This is a genomic window from Piscirickettsia litoralis (assembly GCF_001720395.1).
Taxonomy (GTDB): Bacteria; Pseudomonadota; Gammaproteobacteria; order Piscirickettsiales; family Piscirickettsiaceae; genus Piscirickettsia; species Piscirickettsia litoralis.
The window spans coordinates 933,298-952,615 of sequence record NZ_MDTU01000001.1 but is presented as its reverse complement, the minus strand read 5'-3'; the positions used below and the strand labels follow the sequence as shown (position 1 = coordinate 952,615).

Annotated in this window: 19 protein-coding genes; 7 read left to right on the top strand and 12 right to left on the bottom strand. The window is 42.8% G+C overall.

From position 1 onward, the window contains the following. Positions 1–1,952: hypothetical protein (locus BGC07_RS04535; protein WP_158006868.1), on the top strand; the 1,952-nt coding region annotated here is incomplete at its 5' end. A gap of 468 nt (positions 1,953–2,420) precedes the next feature. Here BGC07_RS04535 and BGC07_RS04530 read toward each other — a convergent pair. The 4 genes from BGC07_RS04530 to BGC07_RS04515 form a co-directional block, all read right to left on the bottom strand. Further along, entirely contained in the window at positions 2,421–4,556 is a 2,136-nt protein-coding gene (locus BGC07_RS04530; RefSeq protein WP_069312134.1) for a RelA/SpoT family protein, read from the bottom strand. A 24-nt stretch (positions 4,557–4,580) separates the two neighbouring features. Continuing rightward, a complete protein-coding gene (gene rpoZ / locus BGC07_RS04525; RefSeq protein ID WP_069312133.1) occupies positions 4,581–4,784 on the bottom strand; it encodes a DNA-directed RNA polymerase subunit omega in 204 nt (67 codons plus the stop codon). A gap of 53 nt (positions 4,785–4,837) precedes the next feature. Beyond that, the gene (gmk, locus tag BGC07_RS04520) at positions 4,838–5,452 is read right to left on the bottom strand and encodes a guanylate kinase (protein WP_069312132.1); all 615 of its coding nucleotides are present in this window, start codon (positions 5,450–5,452) and stop codon (positions 4,838–4,840) included. Between the two features lie 70 nt (positions 5,453–5,522). Next, positions 5,523–6,419 carry a YicC/YloC family endoribonuclease gene (locus BGC07_RS04515; protein ID WP_069312131.1) on the bottom strand — a complete coding sequence of 299 codons (897 nt, stop codon included), beginning with the start codon at positions 6,417–6,419 and terminating at the stop codon, positions 5,523–5,525. Positions 6,420–6,495: 76 nt separating this feature from the next. On the opposite strand from BGC07_RS04515, the gene rph reads away from it, so the two are divergent. Beyond that, positions 6,496–7,218: a ribonuclease PH gene (gene rph / locus BGC07_RS04510; RefSeq protein ID WP_069312130.1), complete on the top strand. Its 723-nt coding sequence runs from the start codon at positions 6,496–6,498 to the stop codon at positions 7,216–7,218. Positions 7,219–7,222: 4 nt separating this feature from the next. On the opposite strand, the gene BGC07_RS04505 is transcribed toward rph, so the two are convergent. Beyond that, entirely contained in the window at positions 7,223–7,621 is a 399-nt protein-coding gene (locus BGC07_RS04505) for an acyl-CoA thioesterase (RefSeq protein WP_069312129.1), read from the bottom strand. A gap of 87 nt (positions 7,622–7,708) precedes the next feature. Here BGC07_RS04505 and recG point away from each other — a divergent pair, with 87 nt between their 5' ends. The 5 genes from recG (at position 7,709) to astB (ending at position 13,893) form a co-directional block, all read left to right on the top strand. After that, positions 7,709–9,787: an ATP-dependent DNA helicase RecG gene (gene recG, locus BGC07_RS04500; protein WP_069312128.1), complete on the top strand. Its 2,079-nt coding sequence runs from the start codon at positions 7,709–7,711 to the stop codon at positions 9,785–9,787. Between the two features lie 126 nt (positions 9,788–9,913). After that, a complete protein-coding gene (locus BGC07_RS21760) occupies positions 9,914–10,498 on the top strand; it encodes an arginine N-succinyltransferase (protein WP_235602927.1) in 585 nt (194 codons plus the stop codon). Further along, on the top strand, positions 10,467–10,961 hold the full coding sequence (locus tag BGC07_RS21755) for an arginine N-succinyltransferase (RefSeq protein WP_235602926.1): 495 nt from the start codon (positions 10,467–10,469) through the stop codon (positions 10,959–10,961). Before BGC07_RS21760 ends, BGC07_RS21755 begins: the two co-directional genes overlap by 32 nt. After that, positions 10,961–12,421, top strand: a complete 1,461-nt coding sequence (gene astD, locus BGC07_RS04490) for a succinylglutamate-semialdehyde dehydrogenase (RefSeq protein WP_069312127.1) — start codon at positions 10,961–10,963, stop codon at positions 12,419–12,421. The genes BGC07_RS21755 and astD overlap by 1 nt, the downstream gene beginning before the upstream one ends. A 134-nt stretch (positions 12,422–12,555) precedes the next feature. Then, positions 12,556–13,893 carry an N-succinylarginine dihydrolase gene (gene astB / locus BGC07_RS04485; protein ID WP_069312126.1) on the top strand — a complete coding sequence of 446 codons (1,338 nt, stop codon included), beginning with the start codon at positions 12,556–12,558 and terminating at the stop codon, positions 13,891–13,893. A 64-nt stretch (positions 13,894–13,957) separates the two neighbouring features. Here the strand turns inward: astB and BGC07_RS04480 are convergent, their stop codons facing one another. The 7 genes from BGC07_RS04480 to mutY form a co-directional block, all read right to left on the bottom strand. Continuing rightward, positions 13,958–14,914: a hypothetical protein gene (locus BGC07_RS04480; RefSeq protein ID WP_235602925.1), complete on the bottom strand. Its 957-nt coding sequence runs from the start codon at positions 14,912–14,914 to the stop codon at positions 13,958–13,960. After that, a complete protein-coding gene (locus BGC07_RS21750) occupies positions 14,901–15,461 on the bottom strand; it encodes an endonuclease/exonuclease/phosphatase family protein (RefSeq protein WP_235602924.1) in 561 nt (186 codons plus the stop codon). Before BGC07_RS21750 ends, BGC07_RS04480 begins: the two co-directional genes overlap by 14 nt. Positions 15,462–15,696: 235 nt before the next feature. Beyond that, a complete protein-coding gene (locus BGC07_RS04475) occupies positions 15,697–16,017 on the bottom strand; it encodes a hypothetical protein (protein ID WP_069312125.1) in 321 nt (106 codons plus the stop codon). A gap of 217 nt (positions 16,018–16,234) precedes the next feature. After that, complete coding sequence (locus BGC07_RS04470; protein ID WP_069312124.1) at positions 16,235–17,062, bottom strand: class II glutamine amidotransferase; 828 nt, start codon at positions 17,060–17,062, stop codon at positions 16,235–16,237. Between the two features lie 152 nt (positions 17,063–17,214). Further along, positions 17,215–17,763: a DUF2147 domain-containing protein gene (locus BGC07_RS04465; RefSeq protein ID WP_069312123.1), complete on the bottom strand. Its 549-nt coding sequence runs from the start codon at positions 17,761–17,763 to the stop codon at positions 17,215–17,217. A 58-nt stretch (positions 17,764–17,821) separates the two neighbouring features. Continuing rightward, positions 17,822–18,097 carry an oxidative damage protection protein gene (locus BGC07_RS04460; RefSeq protein WP_069312122.1) on the bottom strand — a complete coding sequence of 92 codons (276 nt, stop codon included), beginning with the start codon at positions 18,095–18,097 and terminating at the stop codon, positions 17,822–17,824. A gap of 42 nt (positions 18,098–18,139) precedes the next feature. Then, positions 18,140–19,150 carry an A/G-specific adenine glycosylase gene (gene mutY, locus BGC07_RS04455; RefSeq protein ID WP_077216759.1) on the bottom strand — a complete coding sequence of 337 codons (1,011 nt, stop codon included), beginning with the start codon at positions 19,148–19,150 and terminating at the stop codon, positions 18,140–18,142. Positions 19,151–19,318: the final 168 nt, after the last annotated feature.

The following is a 19,318-nucleotide window of genomic DNA, read 5'->3' as shown; positions in this document are numbered from 1 at the left end:
ATTTTAATGGATTAAATATAGGTTTTCATACTTTTAAATATGATAGCCAAGGCGGAACGGTAGCAAGACCTGTGTTGGCATATAGTGCAGACGGTGGAGGGTCAAAAGGAAATTTTGTTGGACGGAGAATTGATCGTCGTTGTGATCACTTTACCTTTGGGGGTGACTCGGATTATCAAGGAGCGAGTAATGGACCGAAGAGCTTGTCACGCAACTTCATGGATAAATTTCCAAGGGTGCCGGTTTCGTTTGAATTTGGTAATCATGAGCGCGATGTAGAAGGTAGTAAGACTGGGAATACTGACCAAATCGAGTATATCGCTCGGGAATTACCTTTACAGAGCGAAGGCCGCTTTGTAACACATGATGTAAAAGATGGCATCGCCGCCCCTTTTGTTGATATTTTCGAAGATCAGTCACGTTACAATAAACCTTTTATTATCTTGCATATCGATAGTGATATTTTACCGTGCAATCCTTCTTACCAGAAGGAAGTTCGCGATCTGATTAACCAGTTTCAGGGTCAATATAGTCAAAAATGTGACATTGTTATTAGTCTGCACCATGCACCCGAAACTTATAATGCGCGTAGAACAAAAAACTCTGATGCTAAGAAATATTTAGGGCATTTAGCAAAAATAGGTGTAATTACTGAAAAGGAGAAGCAGGAAAAACTGGAAGGCTTGAGTGAATGGCGGGTTGACCCAAGTAAACCGAATGCTGTTGCGTCTGGTGTTTGGAATCAAATGGTTTCGGACAGCCTGAAAGATATTTATAAGCAAGTGCGGAAGCAAAATGAAGGTCAACTTCGGGTCATTGCCACTCAAAGTGGGCATGATCACTTTGCTCATGTTTCAGTTCAAAAAAATCAGCCTATCTCAATTATGCAAGGCAATGGTTCTCAGGAGGGGTTCAATAATCCGTTTCAACAGATTGGTCTTGGGAAGTCTCAGCATATTAGCTCAAAATATGCTCGATCAGGTCAACGTAAAGGCAAGCTTTTCGGTGTTGATCAATATCGTCGACAAGATGATGCGGCGTACTTGCGTCTAGGTTATGGTGAATGGAGCTGGAATGAGCTAGGTGAGCCAGTTTATACGCAATTGCGATTTCCGTCCTCTACGCCCAGCGATGATGGGAGGCTTATTCCAAATACGAAAACTGTTTTTCATGAAGATGGCAGTTTAGATATTTATGATTATGTAAATCATGAGCATTGTCGAGTGACTCAGAAAAAGATCGATTCACAGCAAAAAAGTCAATTTGATGTTGATGAAGAAGAGCAAGGCACGCGCTACATTAATAAATCAGAATTTGTGGAGACTTTGAAAGGGCGAAAGGTTGCAAAGATACTGGTGCCTAGAATAAGAGATTTGAGAAAATTAGCAGAAAAGGCAATAACTGGGTACAGTTCGGTTAATGGTAGTGGTGGTGATCCTGGGCGCGATTTATTGGCGCAAGCCGAGGCTTTGGGTTCTCTATCAGCATTATTGGAGGGGTTGATATATTTAAAGCCTCCTAGGGAGTATCAGTCTGTTGTTATAAATGCATGTCATAGTGGACAAATCACTATCCAAGAAGCGTTGAAGTTGAATAGATTGGCATATGGTTTAAACCAACTGAAAACAATGGACTCTGGTCGTTTTGATAAGATTGTATATGATGAATACAACCAAGAAAAGGGTCGGAGAAGAAAAGTGTTTGACACAGCCACCGAGACAATCTCACAGTTAAGAAAAATTCCGAAGATAGAGGGGCGTATTTATAAAAAGGATGTTGAGTTTGTGCTAAAGCTTAGAGATAAGCGCAGTTATTTATGCATAAACCCACTGCAAAGGAGAGGGACTAATAAAAACTCTGAGACATTGTTTAAAAATCAACTGGAGGCCAATGATGAACGTCATAGTGCAACGGAAAAAGCTATTGGTAAGCTTGGAGTTGCGTTCGGTTAAGAAATAGTTCTTTTTCTTTAAATTTGAAAAAAGGGAGTTTAACGGTAGTGTAAAATGGATTAGTTCTGATTTGATCTGACATTTGCTTGAAAAAGCTCATTCGATGCGAGCCAGGGAGCGCCAAGCGCGGGGTGAGTATTCCGAGGTAGGCTCGGATTTTTAGCAGAGCGGAGTGACGTAGGGCCTTTAGGTCCGGAGTCGGCGGAACGAGTGTCTAAAAATCTATACGAGCCGTAGAGTCATCTGAGAGCGAGATGCGGAGTGTGCCGAATTAAGGCACGGAGCGTCTCGTGACGGGGACGGCCGAGGCATTATAGTCGTCGCGTTTTGCGAGGCGATTTTGCACCATGGAAGTGCAAAATACCTACCGAGGTAGCGACGCTTCCGTAATACGCGATTGATGTTCTTAGAGATGACGGTGGCGGATCAGGTTGAAGCGAGTCGGGAAATTGCGCTCTAAGTCGTTTACTACTTCAACCGATAAATTCTAAGCGTAGTGCGCAAGCCTTTTAAGCGGCGCATCACTCGGGCGAGATGCACGCGGTTTCTAACGGAAAGTGTTAATGTGACAATAAAGTAGCGCTCATCGGATTCGTCACTATGAATATGCTCGATGTTAGAATCAGCATCGGCGATTTCTGTCGTAATGCGACCAAGGGCGCCGCGGAAGTTTGACATTTCAACACGAACACGTGCGCTAAAGTCGGCTGGAGTGCTGGGAGACCAGTCGATTTGGACGCAGTGCTCGGGGTTGCGCTTTAAGGTAAGTAAGGCATTTTTACAATGAGTTCTGTGCACAATAATGCCACGTCCTGCATTTAAGCAGCCGATGACTTCATCGCCTGGAATAGGGTAACAACATTTAGCAAAGCTGACGACCATCCCTTCGGTGCCTTTGATGAGTAAAGGGCTGGGTTCGGTCGTTGTTGTTTGTGTTGCAGGTTCAGTGCGCTTTTGTGGCTCGCTAGTATGTAAGCATTGAATGTTTTGTGCGACCATCGCTGCTGTGCGGTGGCCAATGCCGATGTCAGCATAAAGCTTCTCTAAGCTTTCGTATTCCATTTTCTCAAGTAATGCCTGAGACACAGTAGGTTGTGACAGGGCATTAAGTTGGATATTTACATTGTTTAATGCACGCTCAAGTAATGCTTTGCCTAAGTCAATGGCATCGAGTAATTGCTGATTTTTCAGGTGATGGCGAATATTGCCACGTGCTTTACCGGTAACGACAAAACTTAACCAAGCGGGGTTCGGTCGTGCCGCTGGTGCTGTAATAATTTCGACGGTTTGCCCGGTCATTAATGGGGTGCTAAGTGGCATCAAGCGGTTGTCGATTTTAGTGGCAATACAGGCATTGCCAATATCTGTGTGAACCGCATAGGCAAAATCGACGGCTGTAGAGCCGTTAGGTAAGGCGAAAATCTTGCCCTTAGGTGAGAAGATATAGACTTCATCGGGGAATAAATCGCCTTTCATATCTTCAATAAACTCGAGTGAAGAGCCAGAATGCTCTTGCATCTCTTCAACCCCTTTTAGCCAACGTGCGGTGCTGGCGTCGATATCGGTATTGCCTTCTTTATAAAGCCAGTGAGCGGCGATGCCAACTTCGGCAACTTGATGCATTTTCTCGGTGCGAATCTGAATTTCTATCGGCACACCATAGGGGCCAAATAACGTGGTATGCAATGATTGATAGCCATTCGCTTTTGGAATGGCGATATAATCTTTGAAGCGACCAGGGACCGGTTTATACAAGGCATGAGCTGAACCTAAGGTCCGATAGCAACTATCACGATTGTCGAGTAAGACTCGAAAGGCATACACGTCCATGACTTCATTAAAAGACAGGCCCTTATTGAGCATTTTTTTATAGATGCTGTAATAGTGTTTTTCACGGCCGGATAAACGGGTATAGCAGATTTGCTGCTCGTTGAGATGCTCTTTGAGTTCTTCTTCGATTTTTTCGATGATTTTATGGCGGTTGCCGCGGGCTTTATGGACAGAATCGCGAATGGTGCGATAACGCATCGGGTACATGGATTGAAAACCGAGGTCTTCGAATTCTAAGCGAATGTTATGCATACCCAAACGGTGAGCGATGGGTGCATAAATATCGAGTGTTTCACGGGCAATACGGCGCTTTTTAGTCGGTGGCAGTGCGCCTAATGTACGCATGTTATGGAGTCGGTCAGCGAGCTTGACGAGAATAACGCGGACGTCTTTGACCATAGCCAGCATCATTTTGCGAAAGTTTTCTGCCTGCTGCTCGATTTTACTGCGAAAGCTAATTTGCTTAAGTTTGGTCACGCCATCGATGAGATTCGCGACTTCTTCGCCAAAGAGTTCAGCAATTTCATCTTTGCTGACCTCAGTATCCTCGATGACATCATGCATGAGCGCGGCCATGATGGTCTGAGCATCCATTTTCATTGATGCGAGGATGCGTGCGACTTCAACAGGATGGCAGATATAAGGTTCGCCAGAACGACGCACCTGACCATCATGAGCACGGAAGGCGACTAGAAAGGCCTGGCAGACCTTGATAATGTCTTCATGCTCTAGATATGTTTTCAGCTGATCACGTAAATCAGTAAAAAGAAACATTGATAAGCGCTTTGAATTGAGCTGCTACTCTTCCTCTTGGAGGATATTACGTGTGACATTACCCTCGGCAATTTCACGCAGCGCCATCACCGTTGTTTTATCGTTTTCCCAGGTGAGTGTCGCCTCAGAACCATAGGATAATTGACGAGCACGCTTTGCCGCTACTAAAACAAGCTGAAAACGGTTATCCACTTTAGTTAAGCAATCTTCAACAGTAACACGAGCCATAAAAATACCTCAATAACAAAATTCGTAACGTGTATTGTACCTACTTCTTTATCTTAAGCCAATAGCTCATCGATGAGGAGATGGTGAGTGGATTTTTGTTTTTCGACCTTTAAGCGCTTGGCTTGGACGATCATACTGAGTTCTGCCAATGCTTGATCAAAATCATCGTTAATAATCAGGTAATCATATTCACCAAAGTGGCTCATTTCTTCATGGGCTTCATGTAGACGTTGATTAATCACATCTTGGCTATCTTGACCGCGACCGGTGAGGCGCTCTTCAAGAGCTTGGCGTGAGGGCGGTAAAATAAAGATACTGACACTGTCAGGAATAAGCTTGCGTACTTGCTCGCCGCCTTGCCAGTCGATTTCGAGGATAATATCCTGGCCTTGCTCAAGTTGTTCTTGGATATGAGCATGACTGGTGCCGTAATAATTATCAAAGACGCGAGCATGTTCAAGAAATTGGCCTTTGCGGACAAAATCTTGGAATTCTTCTTTAGAGGTAAAGTGATAATGAACACCGTTTGTTTCACCTTCACGCATCGGTCGTGTGGTATGTGAAACAGAAACGCTGATGTCGGCTAAAGAGCTTGTGAGGGCTTTGACTAAGCTGGTTTTGCCTGCGCCAGAAGGGGCGGAAAATATATACAGAGTGCCTTTGCTCATGGGCTTAATTTACCTAAATATTTATTGGGTTTTTTAGTTTAATGTAATCATATTGGTTCAAGTTTATATATCATTCGATGTTCTGAATTTGCTCACGCATTTTTTCAACAATGACTTTTAATTCGACAACCGCTTGGGTCGCTGTGCTGTTTTGTGATTTAGAGCCGAGCGTATTACATTCGCGATTAAGCTCTTGCATAAGAAAGTCTAAACGTCGGCCGGTCACGCCGCCTTGATTTAAAGCGCGTCGTGTTTCTTTAATGTGAGTTTGCAAACGTTCGATTTCTTCGGTGATTTCAAGCTTTTGCGCCCAGAATAACAGTTCTTGCTCTAAACGCTCAGGGTTAGTGTCATGGTTGATTTCAGCGAGGCGCTCGTTCATTTTAGTGCGCATTTGCTCAAGGTTTTTTGGCGCGAGCTCACTGATTTGATTGATTAAAGGTCCCATATTGTCCAAGTGCGATAATAAAAAGTCTTTCAGCTCACCCCCTTCACGCTGACGACAGGCATTGAATTGCTCTAGGGCTTTTTCAAGGGTGGCAAGGGCTTGTGGTTTAATTTGACTGAGGTCACTTTGCTCTTGTTCGAGCACACCCGGCCAGGCCAAAAGCTCGAGTTTATTGGGGGCTGTTAGAGCGCTCTTATTTGCTTTATTAGAGCTAGCTGCAATGTGATCGAGTTGATCGAAGGCTGAGAATAAAGACTGCGTTAGTTCTTTATTGATTGCAAGTACTGTCTCTTGATTATTATCCAGCTGATAACGCAAACCGACTTCGAGTTTGCCTCGAGCGACGTGCTTTTTGATGGTCTCGCGTAAGGCCGGTTCTAAATCACGAAAAGCTTCAGGGAGCTTAGGCTGAATCTCTAAATAGCGATGATTAACGGCGCGGATTTCCCAGGTGAGTTGGCAGGGCGCTTCTTTATGTTCATAACGCGCGAAGGCGGTCATGCTGTAAATCTTAGTCATTATCTTTATATTCCTCTCTTACCCTAGCCTTAAATGGGTTATAATACTCCTTTCGTTTTTTTTAGGAAAGGTAGTTATGCGTCCAAGTGGTCGAAAACAAGATGAATTGCGGGAAATCCGCATTACTCGTAATTATACCAAGCATGCTGAAGGCTCTGTACTGGTTGAGTATGGAGATACGAAGGTTTTATGTAATGCCAGTGCGATTAATGGCGTACCACGCTTTCTAAAAGGCCAAGGTCAAGGGTGGGTGACAGCAGAATATGGTATGTTACCTCGGGCAACAACGCAACGGACGGATCGAGAAGCGGCGCGCGGTAAGCAAACGGGTCGTACTCAAGAGATTCAGCGCTTAATTGGCCGCTCTTTGCGTGCAGCCGTCGATATGAAAGCCTTGGGTGAGAATACGATTCATGTTGATTGTGATGTAATTCAAGCCGATGGCGGTACGCGCACAGCATCAATTACGGGGGCTTGTGTTGCTGTAGCAGATGCAATTCGTCATTTATATGAGCGCAATCGCTTAAAATCAAATCCATTAAAGAATCTTGTCGCTGCTGTTTCTGTTGGTATTTACAAGGGTGAAGCGGTATTGGATCTAGATTATCTAGAAGATTCCAGTGCAGAGACGGATATGAATATTATCATGAACGATGAGAATAACTTTATTGAAGTTCAAGGCACTGCAGAAGGCGTCGCTTTCACCGCCGATGAGCTGCAATCGATGCTTAAGCTAGGTCAGCATGGCATCGAGCAACTCATCAGCATGCAGCAAAAAAGCACTAGAGCTTTCTGTTGATTGATTAGTTATTGTCGCGCTTCACCGGTGTGGGGCGCCCATCTTCATCAATAGAGACATAGGTAAAAACACCTTTAGTCACTAGCAAATCCTCATTGCTAAGATGGCGATAAACCCAAACTTCAACATTGATTTTCATGGATGTTCTGCCGATATGAGCCACTTGAGCATAGCAAGAAACGGTTTCGCCGATATGTACCGGATTTAAGAAGGTTAATGAGTCGATTGCAACAGTGGTTGTCCGTGTATTCGCTGTTTTCTTGGCGATAATTCCACCACCTAAATCCATTTGTGACAAAATCCAGCCGCCGAAAATATCGCCGTTGGCATTGGTATCTGCAGGCATAGCAATGGTACGCATGACCAGCGAGCCTTGAGATTTTACTGACGTTGTTTCAGCCATGAGGCAGCTCCTGTATTCGATTATTTTTTATGTTGTTTAATGTTATTATGAGACCGTCTATAGCTAAAAGATAGAGGATAATTTTCTTTGCTGAACGATGAGCTTAATCTAGCCAGCTTAAAAGGCGTAGGTCCTAAACTCTTAGCTAAGCTAAAACAGTTAGGCATTCACTCTGTTACTGACTTACTTTTTCACTTGCCTTATCGTTATGAAGATCACACACGCTTAACGCCGCTGACTGAACTTATTCCCGGCGAGTTTGTTTTGGTTTTTGGTCAGGTGAGTTGCAGCCAAATTTTAAGAAAAGGCGGATTAATTGCTCGTTTAGTCACAGAATTTGGCGAAATTTCAATCTGCTTTTTTAAAACTTTTGGTCGTGTACAAAGCGCATTTGCTCCAGGGCATTGGGTGTTATGTGCTGGGGTGTTACGAGAAAGTGATTTTGGTTATGAGTTGGTGCACCCCGAATGGAAAAGTGCGATTAATGGGATACTACCACCGTTAGCGACTCAATTACGGCCGGTTTACTCAAGTTGTGAGGGATTAGCCCAGACAAGTCTGCGGCGCATTATTAATCAGGCATTAGATTACTTAAGGCAAGGAAAAGTTAATTTTTCAGCTTTATATTCTGAGTGCTCTGAAAGAATGCAAGAGAGCTTTCCTGCTTTAATCGATGCGATTTTGTATTTACATGCACCGGATGCGAGCTGTGATAAAAAAGCACTGGAGCACTATTACCATCCAGCGTGGCAGGCGTTATTAATTGATGAACTATTGACTCACCAATTGAGCTTGCATCATGCTCGTTGTGAGGTGGATCAGCAAAAAGCGCAGTCATTATCTATTTGCAAGCAGCGCGTGAAGCAATTTTTAGAGAAGCTACCCTTTGAGTTAACCGGTGCTCAGCATCGAGTGAGTCAGGAAATTTATCAAGATCTAGTGCGAGAAAGGCCGATGCAACGCTTGGTCCAGGGTGATGTTGGTGCTGGGAAGACGGTGATTGCAGCGCTGGCTATTTTACAAACTGCAACTTGTGGGCAAGCTGCATTATTGGCTCCTCTAGAAGTATTGGCAACCCAACATTATCAGACATTAAAAAATTGGTTAGAGCCGTTTGGCATCAAGGTTGTCTTATTATCAGGGCGCTTAAAGAAAAAAGAACGAGAGAGTTTACTGGCTGAAATTGCGTCAGGGCAGGTAGAGCTTATTGTGGGGACGCATGCATTGCTGCAAGAAGATGTCGATTATAATGAGCTTAATTTGGTGATTATTGATGAGCAGCATCGTTTTGGTGTTGAGCAGCGGAGTCTATTAAGTCAACAAGCACAGAAAAAAGGAATGATGCCGCATCAATTATTGATGACGGCAACGCCAATTCCACGCACTTTGGCAATGACCTTGTATGCCGACTTAGATGTTTCCCTATTAGATGAAGTGCCAAAAGGTCGCCAGCCAATAAAAACCATTGCGTTGGCCAATCAACGTCGTAATGAAGTGATTGCTCGTGTTCGTGAAAATTGCCAAAAAGGTCATCAGGCTTATTGGGTGTGCACTTTAATTGAAGATTCTGAAGAATCAGTTTTACAGGCGGCCAAAGGGCTAAAAGCACTCTTAGATGAAGAACTTATGGGCTTGAACATTGGTCTGGTGCATGGGCGTATGAGTGCACAGGATAAAAATCAATTACTCACTGATTTTAAAACACATCAGTTAGATGTATTGGTTGCGACCACGGTGATTGAGGTGGGGGTGGATGTGCCGAATGCGAGCTTGATGGTGATAGAAAACCCTGAAAGGTTAGGACTTGCTCAATTACATCAGTTGCGTGGACGCGTTGGTCGTGGCTCAGTACAAAGCTACTGTGTTTTGCTGTATCAAGCTCCATTGTCAGAGCAAGGTTATAAGCGCTTAGAAGTATTGAGGAAAAGCAGTGATGGCTTTTATATTGCTGAGCAGGATTTATTATTACGAGGGCCTGGAGATTTGTTGGGGGCGCGGCAAACGGGTGAGCTCGCATTTCGCTTTGTTGATTTAATGCGAGATGAGTATTTAATTGAGTTTATTAAAGAGCAAAAGATTAATTTTTCTGACCCCATTTTAAAAGAAAAATTATGCGCTGCAAAAAAACGCTGGCTTACTGATGGAAGCAGCGCAGCATTAGTTTAGTCTTTTTTTCTTCTTGTTATCTTTTAGTTCGCAAGCTAAGATGGAACGGCTTAATGAAAGTTAAAGCTATTTTGTTTGTTAATTTTGCGCCGCATTATTTTGGCGTGGAAACTTAGGGAAGATGTCATGACAAGAAGTATTCATACAGTTGTTCGTCCAGTTGAAATGCGTGACTTACCCAAACTGTGTCATTTGGCAGAAGTGTCAGGCGTCGGCTTAACGACGTTACCTGTAAATGAAGAATTATTACAACAACGTATCGCCACCTCTGAGGCAAGTTTAAGCAATAAGGAGCCTAATTATCGTCAAGGCGACTATTTATTTGTCTTAGAGGATTTGGAGTCAGAGCAGATTGTTGGCACCAGCGGTATTTATTCATGTGTTGGTCATGGTTTGCCTTGCTATCACTATCGGCTAACAACGTTAGCAAAATCGTGCGAAGCGTTAGGGATGTATAAAGAGCTAAAAGCTTTGTCTCTTTCTAATGATTATCATGGTGCGTCTGAAATTGGTACATTATTTTTGCACCCTGATTTTCGTGCACATAAAAATGGTCATTTATTATCGCGTTCACGTTTTTTATTTATGGCACAATTTCCAGATCGTTTTGATGATACTGTGATTGCTGAGATGAGAGGCGTTTCTAGCTCTGATGGCCACTCACCTTTTTGGGAAGGTCTTGGGGCGAATTTTTTTCGATTTAGAGTTTAAACAAGCTGATTATTTAACCGGTATTGGTAACAAGCAGTTTATTTCTGACATGATGCCGCGTCATCCAATTTATACTGAATTACTGCCTGAAAGTGCCTGTGAAGTAATTGGCAAAGTGCATAAAGATACCGCACCTGCCTTAGCATTGCTTGAAAAAGAAGGTTTTGTTTATAAAGGCTATGTTGATATTTTCGACGCAGGCCCAACTGTTGAAGCTCAGCTGAAGTATATCCGCTCAATTCGTAAGAGTATGGCGGCCGTTTTTAAAGGTCATATTGATTCTGAGCAGGGCGAGCTTGCAATTATTAGCAATTGTTCGTTTGGCTTTAGATCCTGTATTAGCAGTATTTCGGTTGAGCATGATCAAGCTTATTTAACACATGAAGCGGCGGAGGCCTTACACGTTAAGCCCGGCGATCAGTTGCGTTATATTTTATTAGATGTAAAGAAGGAGAAAGAGTAATGAGTCATTATATTAATGGAGAGTGGTATCCAGGAGCAGGTGAGTCATTTAGCTCGATTGATCCGGCTTACAATAAAGAAATTTGGCAGGGTAAAGCAGCCACGGTTAATGAAGTCGATCAAGCGGTTCAGGCTGCCCGAGTTGCGTTTAAAGAGTGGTCAGGCAAAGCGCTCACAGAACGCTTAGAAGTTTTAGAAAGTTTCACTGAGCTATTGAAAGAAAATAAGGAGTTTTTGGCTGATCTTATTGCTCAAGAAACTGGTAAGCCAAAATGGGAGACACTGACAGAAGCTGGAGCGATGGTAGGAAAGCTTGCGATATCCATGAAGGCTTATGAAGAACGTACTGGGACGAAAGAGTCAGAAGTGCCAGGAGCGCGTGCGATTTTACGTCATAAGCCACATGGCGTGGTCGCGGTGTTTGGTCCTTATAATTTCCCTGGGCATTTGCCAAATGGCCACATTGTGCCGGCATTATTGGCAGGGAATACGATTGTATTTAAACCAAGCGAGTTAACACCTAAAACGGCCGAAGCAGTGATCAAACTTTGGCAAAAAGCGGGGCTTCCAGCAGGGGTGTTAAACCTTGTTCAAGGTTTAAAAGAAACCGGTCAAGCTTTGGCAAGCCATGAGCAAATCGATGGCTTATTTTTCACTGGCAGCTCAACAACTGGGCGGATTTTGCATGAGCAATATGGCGGGCAGCCGGGTAAAATTTTGGCCTTAGAAATGGGGGGTAATAACCCGCTCATCGTTGCCGATATTAAAAATCCAAAAGCAGCCGTTTATCATACCCTGCAATCGGCTTATATTTCTGCAGGGCAGCGCTGTACCTGTGCACGTCGTTTGATTGTGCCTGTCGGTAGCGAAGGTGATGAATTCATCAATGATCTAGTCACTGCTGTTAAAGAAATTAAGGTTGCTGAATACGATGCAGAAGAGCAGCCATTTATGGGCTCATTGATCTCTCATCAAGCGGCGAAACAATTATTATCCGTTCAAGAGAATTTTGTTCAGCAAGGGGCAAAATCACTGGTTGAAATGAAGCTATTAAAAGAAGATAGCGGTTTAGTCAGCCCAGGCTTAATTGATGTGACGGGCGTTGATTTAATGGATGAAGAACACTTTGGGCCATTGTTGAAAATTATCCGTGTTAAAGACTTTGATGAAGCGATTAGCGTTGCTAATAATACTTCGTTTGGTTTGTCAGCAGGAATTTTATCGGATAATGCAGAACTATACGATACTTTCTTACGCTTAAGCCGTGCAGGGATTGTCAATTGGAATAGACCATTAACGGGCGCAAGCTCAGCATCACCTTTTGGTGGAGTGGGTGATAGCGGTAACCATCGTGCGAGTGCTTACTATGCAGCAGATTACTGTGCGTACCCAGTTGCAAGCTTAGAAGCTGAAAGTCTCGTTTTACCTGAAACGATGAGCCCAGGACTTACTGTAAAATAAGCATAAAGCCAATCTGATCGGTTGTCCGTTTTCTTAATTCTAATTATTAGAGTTAAGAGCGCGAGTACAGCCGATTGCATTTTTATTAATAACTGGTCTTTGTTTTTTAATTTTTGTTGCGATGTGAGGGTATTATGCAAGCATTTGAAGTTAATTTTGATGGTATTGTTGGGCCATCACATAATTATGGGGCTTTATCTTTTGGTAATGTTGCATCGATTGCCAGTGGTAGCGGTGTCTCTCGCCCCAAACAAGCGGCTTTGCAAGGTTTACAAAAGATGAAAGCCTTGCATGATTTAGGCTTTAAGCAAGCCGTTTCGCCTCCTCATGATCGCCCGCATATTGCAACATTACGTCGTCTTGGGTTTTCAGGGGCAGATGCAGAGGTATTAAAAAGTGCAGCAAAATTTGCGCCAGAAGTCTTTGCTGCCTGCTGTTCGGCATCGAGTATGTGGACCGCCAATGCGGCGACCGTCTCGCCAAGTGCCGATAGCTTGGATGGTAAAGTTCATTTTACTCCGGCGAATTTAAGCAATAAATTCCACCGCTCTATTGAGCATTCAACAACAGCGCGTTCTTTAAAAGCAATCTTTACTGATGAGCGTTACTTTAACCATCACGATGCTTTGCCATTAAGTGAGTATTTAGGTGATGAAGGCGCTGCGAATCATAGCCGTTTTTGCCAAAATTATAATGATGTGGGGGTGCAGTTTTTCGTATTTGGTCGTTATGGTTTTAAACAAAACCAACTCGCTTCAGAGAAGTTTCCCGCACGTCAGACTTATGAAGCATCAGCGGCAATTACTCGTTTGCACCAACTAAAGCCTGAAAATGTCGTATTCGCTCAGCAGCATCCAGAGATGATTGATGCTGGAGTTTTCCATAATGATGTCATTTCAGTCGGTAATAAAAACGTCATCATGTATCATGAAAATGCGTTTGTAAATACTGCTCAGGTGATCGCAGAGCTAGAAGATAAATTTTCAGGCCAAAACTTTTACCCATTAAAGGTTAAAAATAGTGAAGTGACTGTTAATGATGCGGTAAAAAGTTATTTATTTAATAGCCAGCTCGTTAGTATTAGTGATGATGAAATGATAATTATTGCTCCCCAAGAATGTCATGAAAATAAAGCAGTCCACCAATGGATTATGAATACGATTGAAGCGGATAATCCCGTTAGTGATGTGAGGTTTTTTGACCTGAAGCAAAGTATGAAAAATGGTGGCGGACCGGCGTGTTTACGTTTACGAGTCGTTCTTAATGAGCAGGAGTTTGCTGCGATTAATTCATCAGTGATACTAACCGATGAGTTATACAATACGTTAGTTCGTTGGGTAGAACGTCATTATCGTGATGAGTTGACCTTTGACGATCTAAAAGAAGCTAAATTACTGGAAGAGTCTCATGCCGCTCTTAATGAGTTAACAGAAATTTTGAATTTGGGTAAGATTTATTCTTTCCAAATGTAAGTATAGTTTTAGAAAAATGGCCCCAAGAGTATTTTGGGGCATTTGAAAGCTGATTCAGGGTTAATTACATGCCCATCGCCTCACCAAGACAGGTGATGGTGTTTTCTGTTTTAGTATGGTTATCACGCGCCTTATGGCGCTGGCGAAATAGCTCCAAGCCTGCTTTTGGTGATCCTGTTCGGCGTAATGTAGAGCTTCTTTCATCGCGCAGCTCTAGCAGTATCTCTACATCACAAGCAAACACTTGTTCACCTAGTTCTGCGGAGCTCGCGAGTTTGTGAAGATCTTTTATCGTTTGTGTTTGCCTGCCAAAATGACGGTCTGATTGACCTTGCATTTTTCTGTATTCATGAGTAAGGATATTTTTAAGAGCTTCTTTGGTGATAGTATGGTCCGCTGTTGGCTGTCGAAATATGCGATTAAACTTAATCATACTTTCAAATGAAAGTAGGTGGTCTTGATAGGCTTCTTTGATGGTTTTTCTGCTGTGACTCGGCAGGCTTATATCGAGTTGATCTAATCTCTCCTCTAGTTGGAGAATTCCTGTTTTGGCTGATGATGGATAACCGCGCATTGCTAAATGACGGTGGTTTAACTCATGGGCAATAGCATGAATTAGCTGGTCTTGCGGCGTGAGTTCGGGAGTCCTGGCCTCAAAAGTTCTAAGAACAGGGTGGTGATCGCTTGCATCAGCGCCGCTGCTATTTGTAACTTTAAGGACTGTTGGCTTTATCTTTGGGTTTAATATTAAGCCTTGTCTGTCATATAAACCGATATTATCTAGCACGCCTGCATCGGGACGGTGGCCACGAGCCGGTTTGTATTTGGTTCTACCGTTTCTGAGTTCGTGGTAGGTAAATTCGTCTGGAGGTAGAAATTCGATGCCGTGGTCTGTTGTAAGGTGAGTTTCTCCCCGAGATAATGGGTCTCTTGCTTCAATTAATTCGGATTCTCTCTTTCCTAGAAGATCATGTTCAGCTTCCTCAACAGTAGCGCTTAAGCGCTCGTTAAGGTCTCCCATAAAAATAATCGTACCTAGTTTTTTTGCCTCCAGCTGCTTTGATAAGTTGCTTTGCTTCTCTCTGTCTTTTCTCAGGGCTGTTTGAGTCTAAGTGAGCGCCAATAATGCCAATTTCTTTACTACCCAGTTTAAGTACTGCATATTGTCCCCCTTTGTTAATACCATCTTTTTTCTTTCCAGGAGCAGGATAATAGCTTATTGAAGCTTGGACGCCTGGCTTAATCAAAACTCCAAAGTGAGTTCGAGAGGGTTTGAGTAGGTTAGATACGCCATTTAAGCCGTCGCCTCCTAAAAATTGTGGTAAGGGGCTCACTTTAGTGAAGACTCGAAAGGACGTTTGGTGAAGTAGTTGATATCCCTGTCTTTTGGCTATTCGCTCGGAAAGGTTTTCAAAACGTTGCCTGCTTTCTTTAGCTTCTTGTGCACTTATTAGGATAATATCTGGGTCTTCTTTACCGACTTCATCTGATAACTGTTGTATGCTAGAGCCATGAACTTGTTCGTTTCCCATATTCCAGGTCAGGGCTGAAATTCTGTAATCTGGCAATTTGGCTCCCCTTATATTTTACTCTTCACTTTTCTTGTACTTTATACAAGTAAAATTAAAATATAATGAAGTTACTCGCTAGAGGTGCTATTTCAGATGTTTTTGTCAAGTTATAGCCTGATTAAGAGCGAGGGTTAAATTTTGATTATTGTTGATTTTTTGTAAAATTTTTTATTGGTTGTTCTCTGCATCGTCACTTTGATCAATGTCATCAGGCTTGATATCTGGGAATTGTTCATGGAAAAACTTGGGTAGTAAGTTGATACCAAATTTTTTGACCCAGCATAATAATTAAAGGTAAAGTGATAACACTGCCTGGTAGGACTAAAAAAGTGCCAAGACCGAGCGTTTTAAGAAGTTGGCGAAACTGCTCATTGGCTTGCTTCATTTCTTCTTTAGAGTGCTGCCCTGCAAGATAAAGAGCATAAGTTTCTAGCATTTGCTTGTTTTCTTTTGTTTCACTGCTTAATGCAGTTTGAATTTTTATAAGAGAGCTCTTAGTTTCTGTGCCTAGTGAAGTGATGCTGTTAAGAATGGTTTTTAGCGGGTGTCTCATCTAGTCTGCCTTAATTTGGATGGGTTTGCTGATATTTTAGCAGGTTGAAAGTCATGTTTGTCATTAGATTTTCTATATGGATTTTGGAGGCAGTATATAGGTGTTTAGTCTCAGATTGTGGTGGTGAGGGTTTTGTTCGATCATAGGCGTTAGTGTGCTAGATTTCACAGCTAAACTACCCATCAAGCACTTTACCTCGGGATTTCTATTCTACTGCCTAATCTAGCTTAGGTAGTAAAGAAAAAGGAATACGATGAATCTCACCTTGATGTACAGTGAGCAGGCTATCTTCTTCTATACTTACCCAGTTTTCTTGATCATCTAAAGGCTCTGAGAGAATAAGAGTGGCTCCTTTGCCTTGAGTAAACTGACAAACACCTTTTTCATCGACATAGACAGATGCGCCTGTCCGGTAAAATAAAGTAGGAGATTGTTTATCGTTTGAGTGGCGTAATGCATAGAGAGTTGTGCCATCAGTAATGCAAATTGTCATTCTTGCTGGCAGGTGAATATTATGATGTTTAAGTAGTGAATGAAGTTGGTTAATTGAGGTTTGAATAGCAGCAATAGGGTTGCTTTCGAGCCCATTACTCAGCATTAGATAAAATAAAGCTTCGCTGTCGGTATTGCCTTCTTTGTGCATGTAGTAATCATTATTAATCAGTGATTCAAGGTCTTTGCGAATAATTGGAAAGCCGCCAATGTCACCGTTGTGCATAAAAAGCCAATGATTATAGCGAAAAGGGTGGCTGTTTTGGCGTGATGCAGCTGCGCTGCCTGTGGAGGCGCGGACATGAGAGAAAAAAAGAGGTGAAGAAATATGGTGAGCAATTTCTTGTAAGTTTGTATCGTTCCAAGCGGGAGAGAGGTCTCTATAGAGACCTGGCTTTTTGTGATTACTGTACCACCCAATACCAAACCCATCTCCATGAGTTGTAATATTACCGCCACTGGAGATGCTTTGATTAATAAGAGAGTTGACCGGCTTAGCAATTAGTGTGTCTAAGTAAATTTTAGGGCCTTGGTAAGCCAGCCAGCGACACATAATAATTTTCCATGTATAGACAGTTTTACTTTAAGTGTACTCGAGATTCGTGAATTATGTAGTACAGCTGGCGCTTTTATTAATAACTGCCCTTACGTACAGTAAGAAACTAGTGGCTTTAAGCTGGAGTCAGTCTATAACAGCTAAACGGTTTATTGCATTAACAGTTTAAAGTCAGCTTGCTTTTCGCTTTGCTTAATCTCTTTAATCAAGGGTAGTGAAATACGATGCCAAACTTCCGTTTGACTGAAAAAACCAACTTTGACATGGACTCTAAGTAACTGATTGTTATTGGCTAGGCTTAGGGTGACATTTTCATAAGTTGAGCCTGTGCGAGGTGAGAGTAGAGTGCCGCCATGCCAGCTGTTTTTGCCTGTTTGCTTAAAGTTAGTGATAATCGGTAGGCCGACAATCGGTGTGTTTTCTAACTTGCCATCACATTTTTTACAGCGCGGCGCAGGCTCTTTACGTTTTTCACCATAGAGGTAAGTTCCGAGTATCTTGCCGTTGATAACGCTAGTAGCTTTCCCTGCTATTGTGCTCTTAGCTGGGTAAATTTTAATGATGGAGCTTGGACGATTGGTATCTTTATTAATCGTTTGCCAATAACCGATGGGAGATGGAGTGGAAGCAGCATAGCTTGATAGACTGATTAGTAGCAGTATAACGGCTGAACTTGCTAATTTCATATAGTGCTTCATTACGACTCCCTGGCTTTATTTGGTGTGTTAGTTCAACTATAGCTGATTAAGATTTAAATTACTCTTCTGGTGCGACATAACCCGCGGGCTTTTCAGTCTCATCACTGCTAAACAAGAACTTTTCCATTTCTTCGGCGAGCATTTTGCGGGCTTTGGGGTCAATCATGCTGAGGCGATATTCATTGATCAGCATGGTTTGATGCGTTAACCACATCTCCCAAGCTTCTTTGGAGATGTTTTCAAAGATACGTTGACCAAGCTCTCCCGGATAGGTAGGACGGTCTAAGCCTTCGGCATCTTTGTGTAGTTTTTGGCAATGGACTGTACGGCTCATTAAAATAAGCTCCTTTGTTTACTCAGTTGCTCTAATAGCTTTTTAATTGGGGGCAGCGAGGCCCTTTGTTTTCGATGAGTCTATGTTATACCAAATTGACTCTGTTGGCGTGATTATATCATCAACTTCAAGGTAATAAGGACGAATATCGAGATGATAGTGACTAAAAGTATGCTTAAGGGCAGCAAGCTCTTTGATTTGTTTCATTGTTTTTGTTTTGAGCTGCCACTCGCTTGCCCAGGCTTTTTTATCGACCTGACTATACTCGGGTAGGCTCCAAAGTCCGCCCCAGATGCCTGAACTTGGACGCTTTTGTAACAGCACATGCCCATCTGCACGTTGAAAAAGCAGCATGTGTGTTTGCTTTGTTGGCAAGATTTTTCTCGGCTTTTTCCCAGGGTAATTTTCAGGGTTGCTACCTTGTTGGTAAGTTTGGCAATGCTCTGTTAATGGACATTGGGCGCATTTTGGGTTTTTAGGTGTGCAAATGAGCGCACCTAAGTCCATCATCGCTTGCGTGTAGTGATGACATTGTTTTTCTGGGACATACTGCTCAGCAATTTGCCATAACTCACGTTCAACTTGAATTTTTCCAGGCCAAGCTGAAATAGCATGACAGCGCGCCAGCACACGCTTTACATTACCGTCTAGGATAGGCAGAGGCTGTTTATATGAAATAGATAATATCGCTCCTGCGGTTGATCGGCCAATGCCAGGTAAGGCAAGCACATCATCGAAGCTTTTCGGGAATTTACCTTTGAACTGCTCTGTAATTTGCTGAGCCGCTTTATGTAAGTTGCGAGCACGTGCGTAGTAGCCTAAGCCGGTCCAGAGCGCGAGAACGTCGTCTTCATGTGCCTCGGCTAAGTCTAGTATTGTTGGAAATTGCTTTAGAAAACGCTCAAAGTAGGGGATCACCGTGGCAACTTGTGTTTGCTGCAGCATAATTTCAGAGAGCCAAACCTTATAAGGCGTAATTTTCTGCTGCCAGGGCAAAGTTTTACGACCATGTTTTTTAAACCAGGTGAGAACGTCTTGGGTAAATGGGGTCATCGTTTTTATATAGCTAACTCAGCATCTAAGTAATTTACAAAGAGGCTGAGTATAGCAAAGACTGGATAAATTTAGAAAGCCAAAAGGGCTAATTAAAAACTTGTTTGAGAATATTGTCTAAAGGCTTATTACCACTTTCTGGAAGTTGTTTTTGAATTTGGCGTTGAA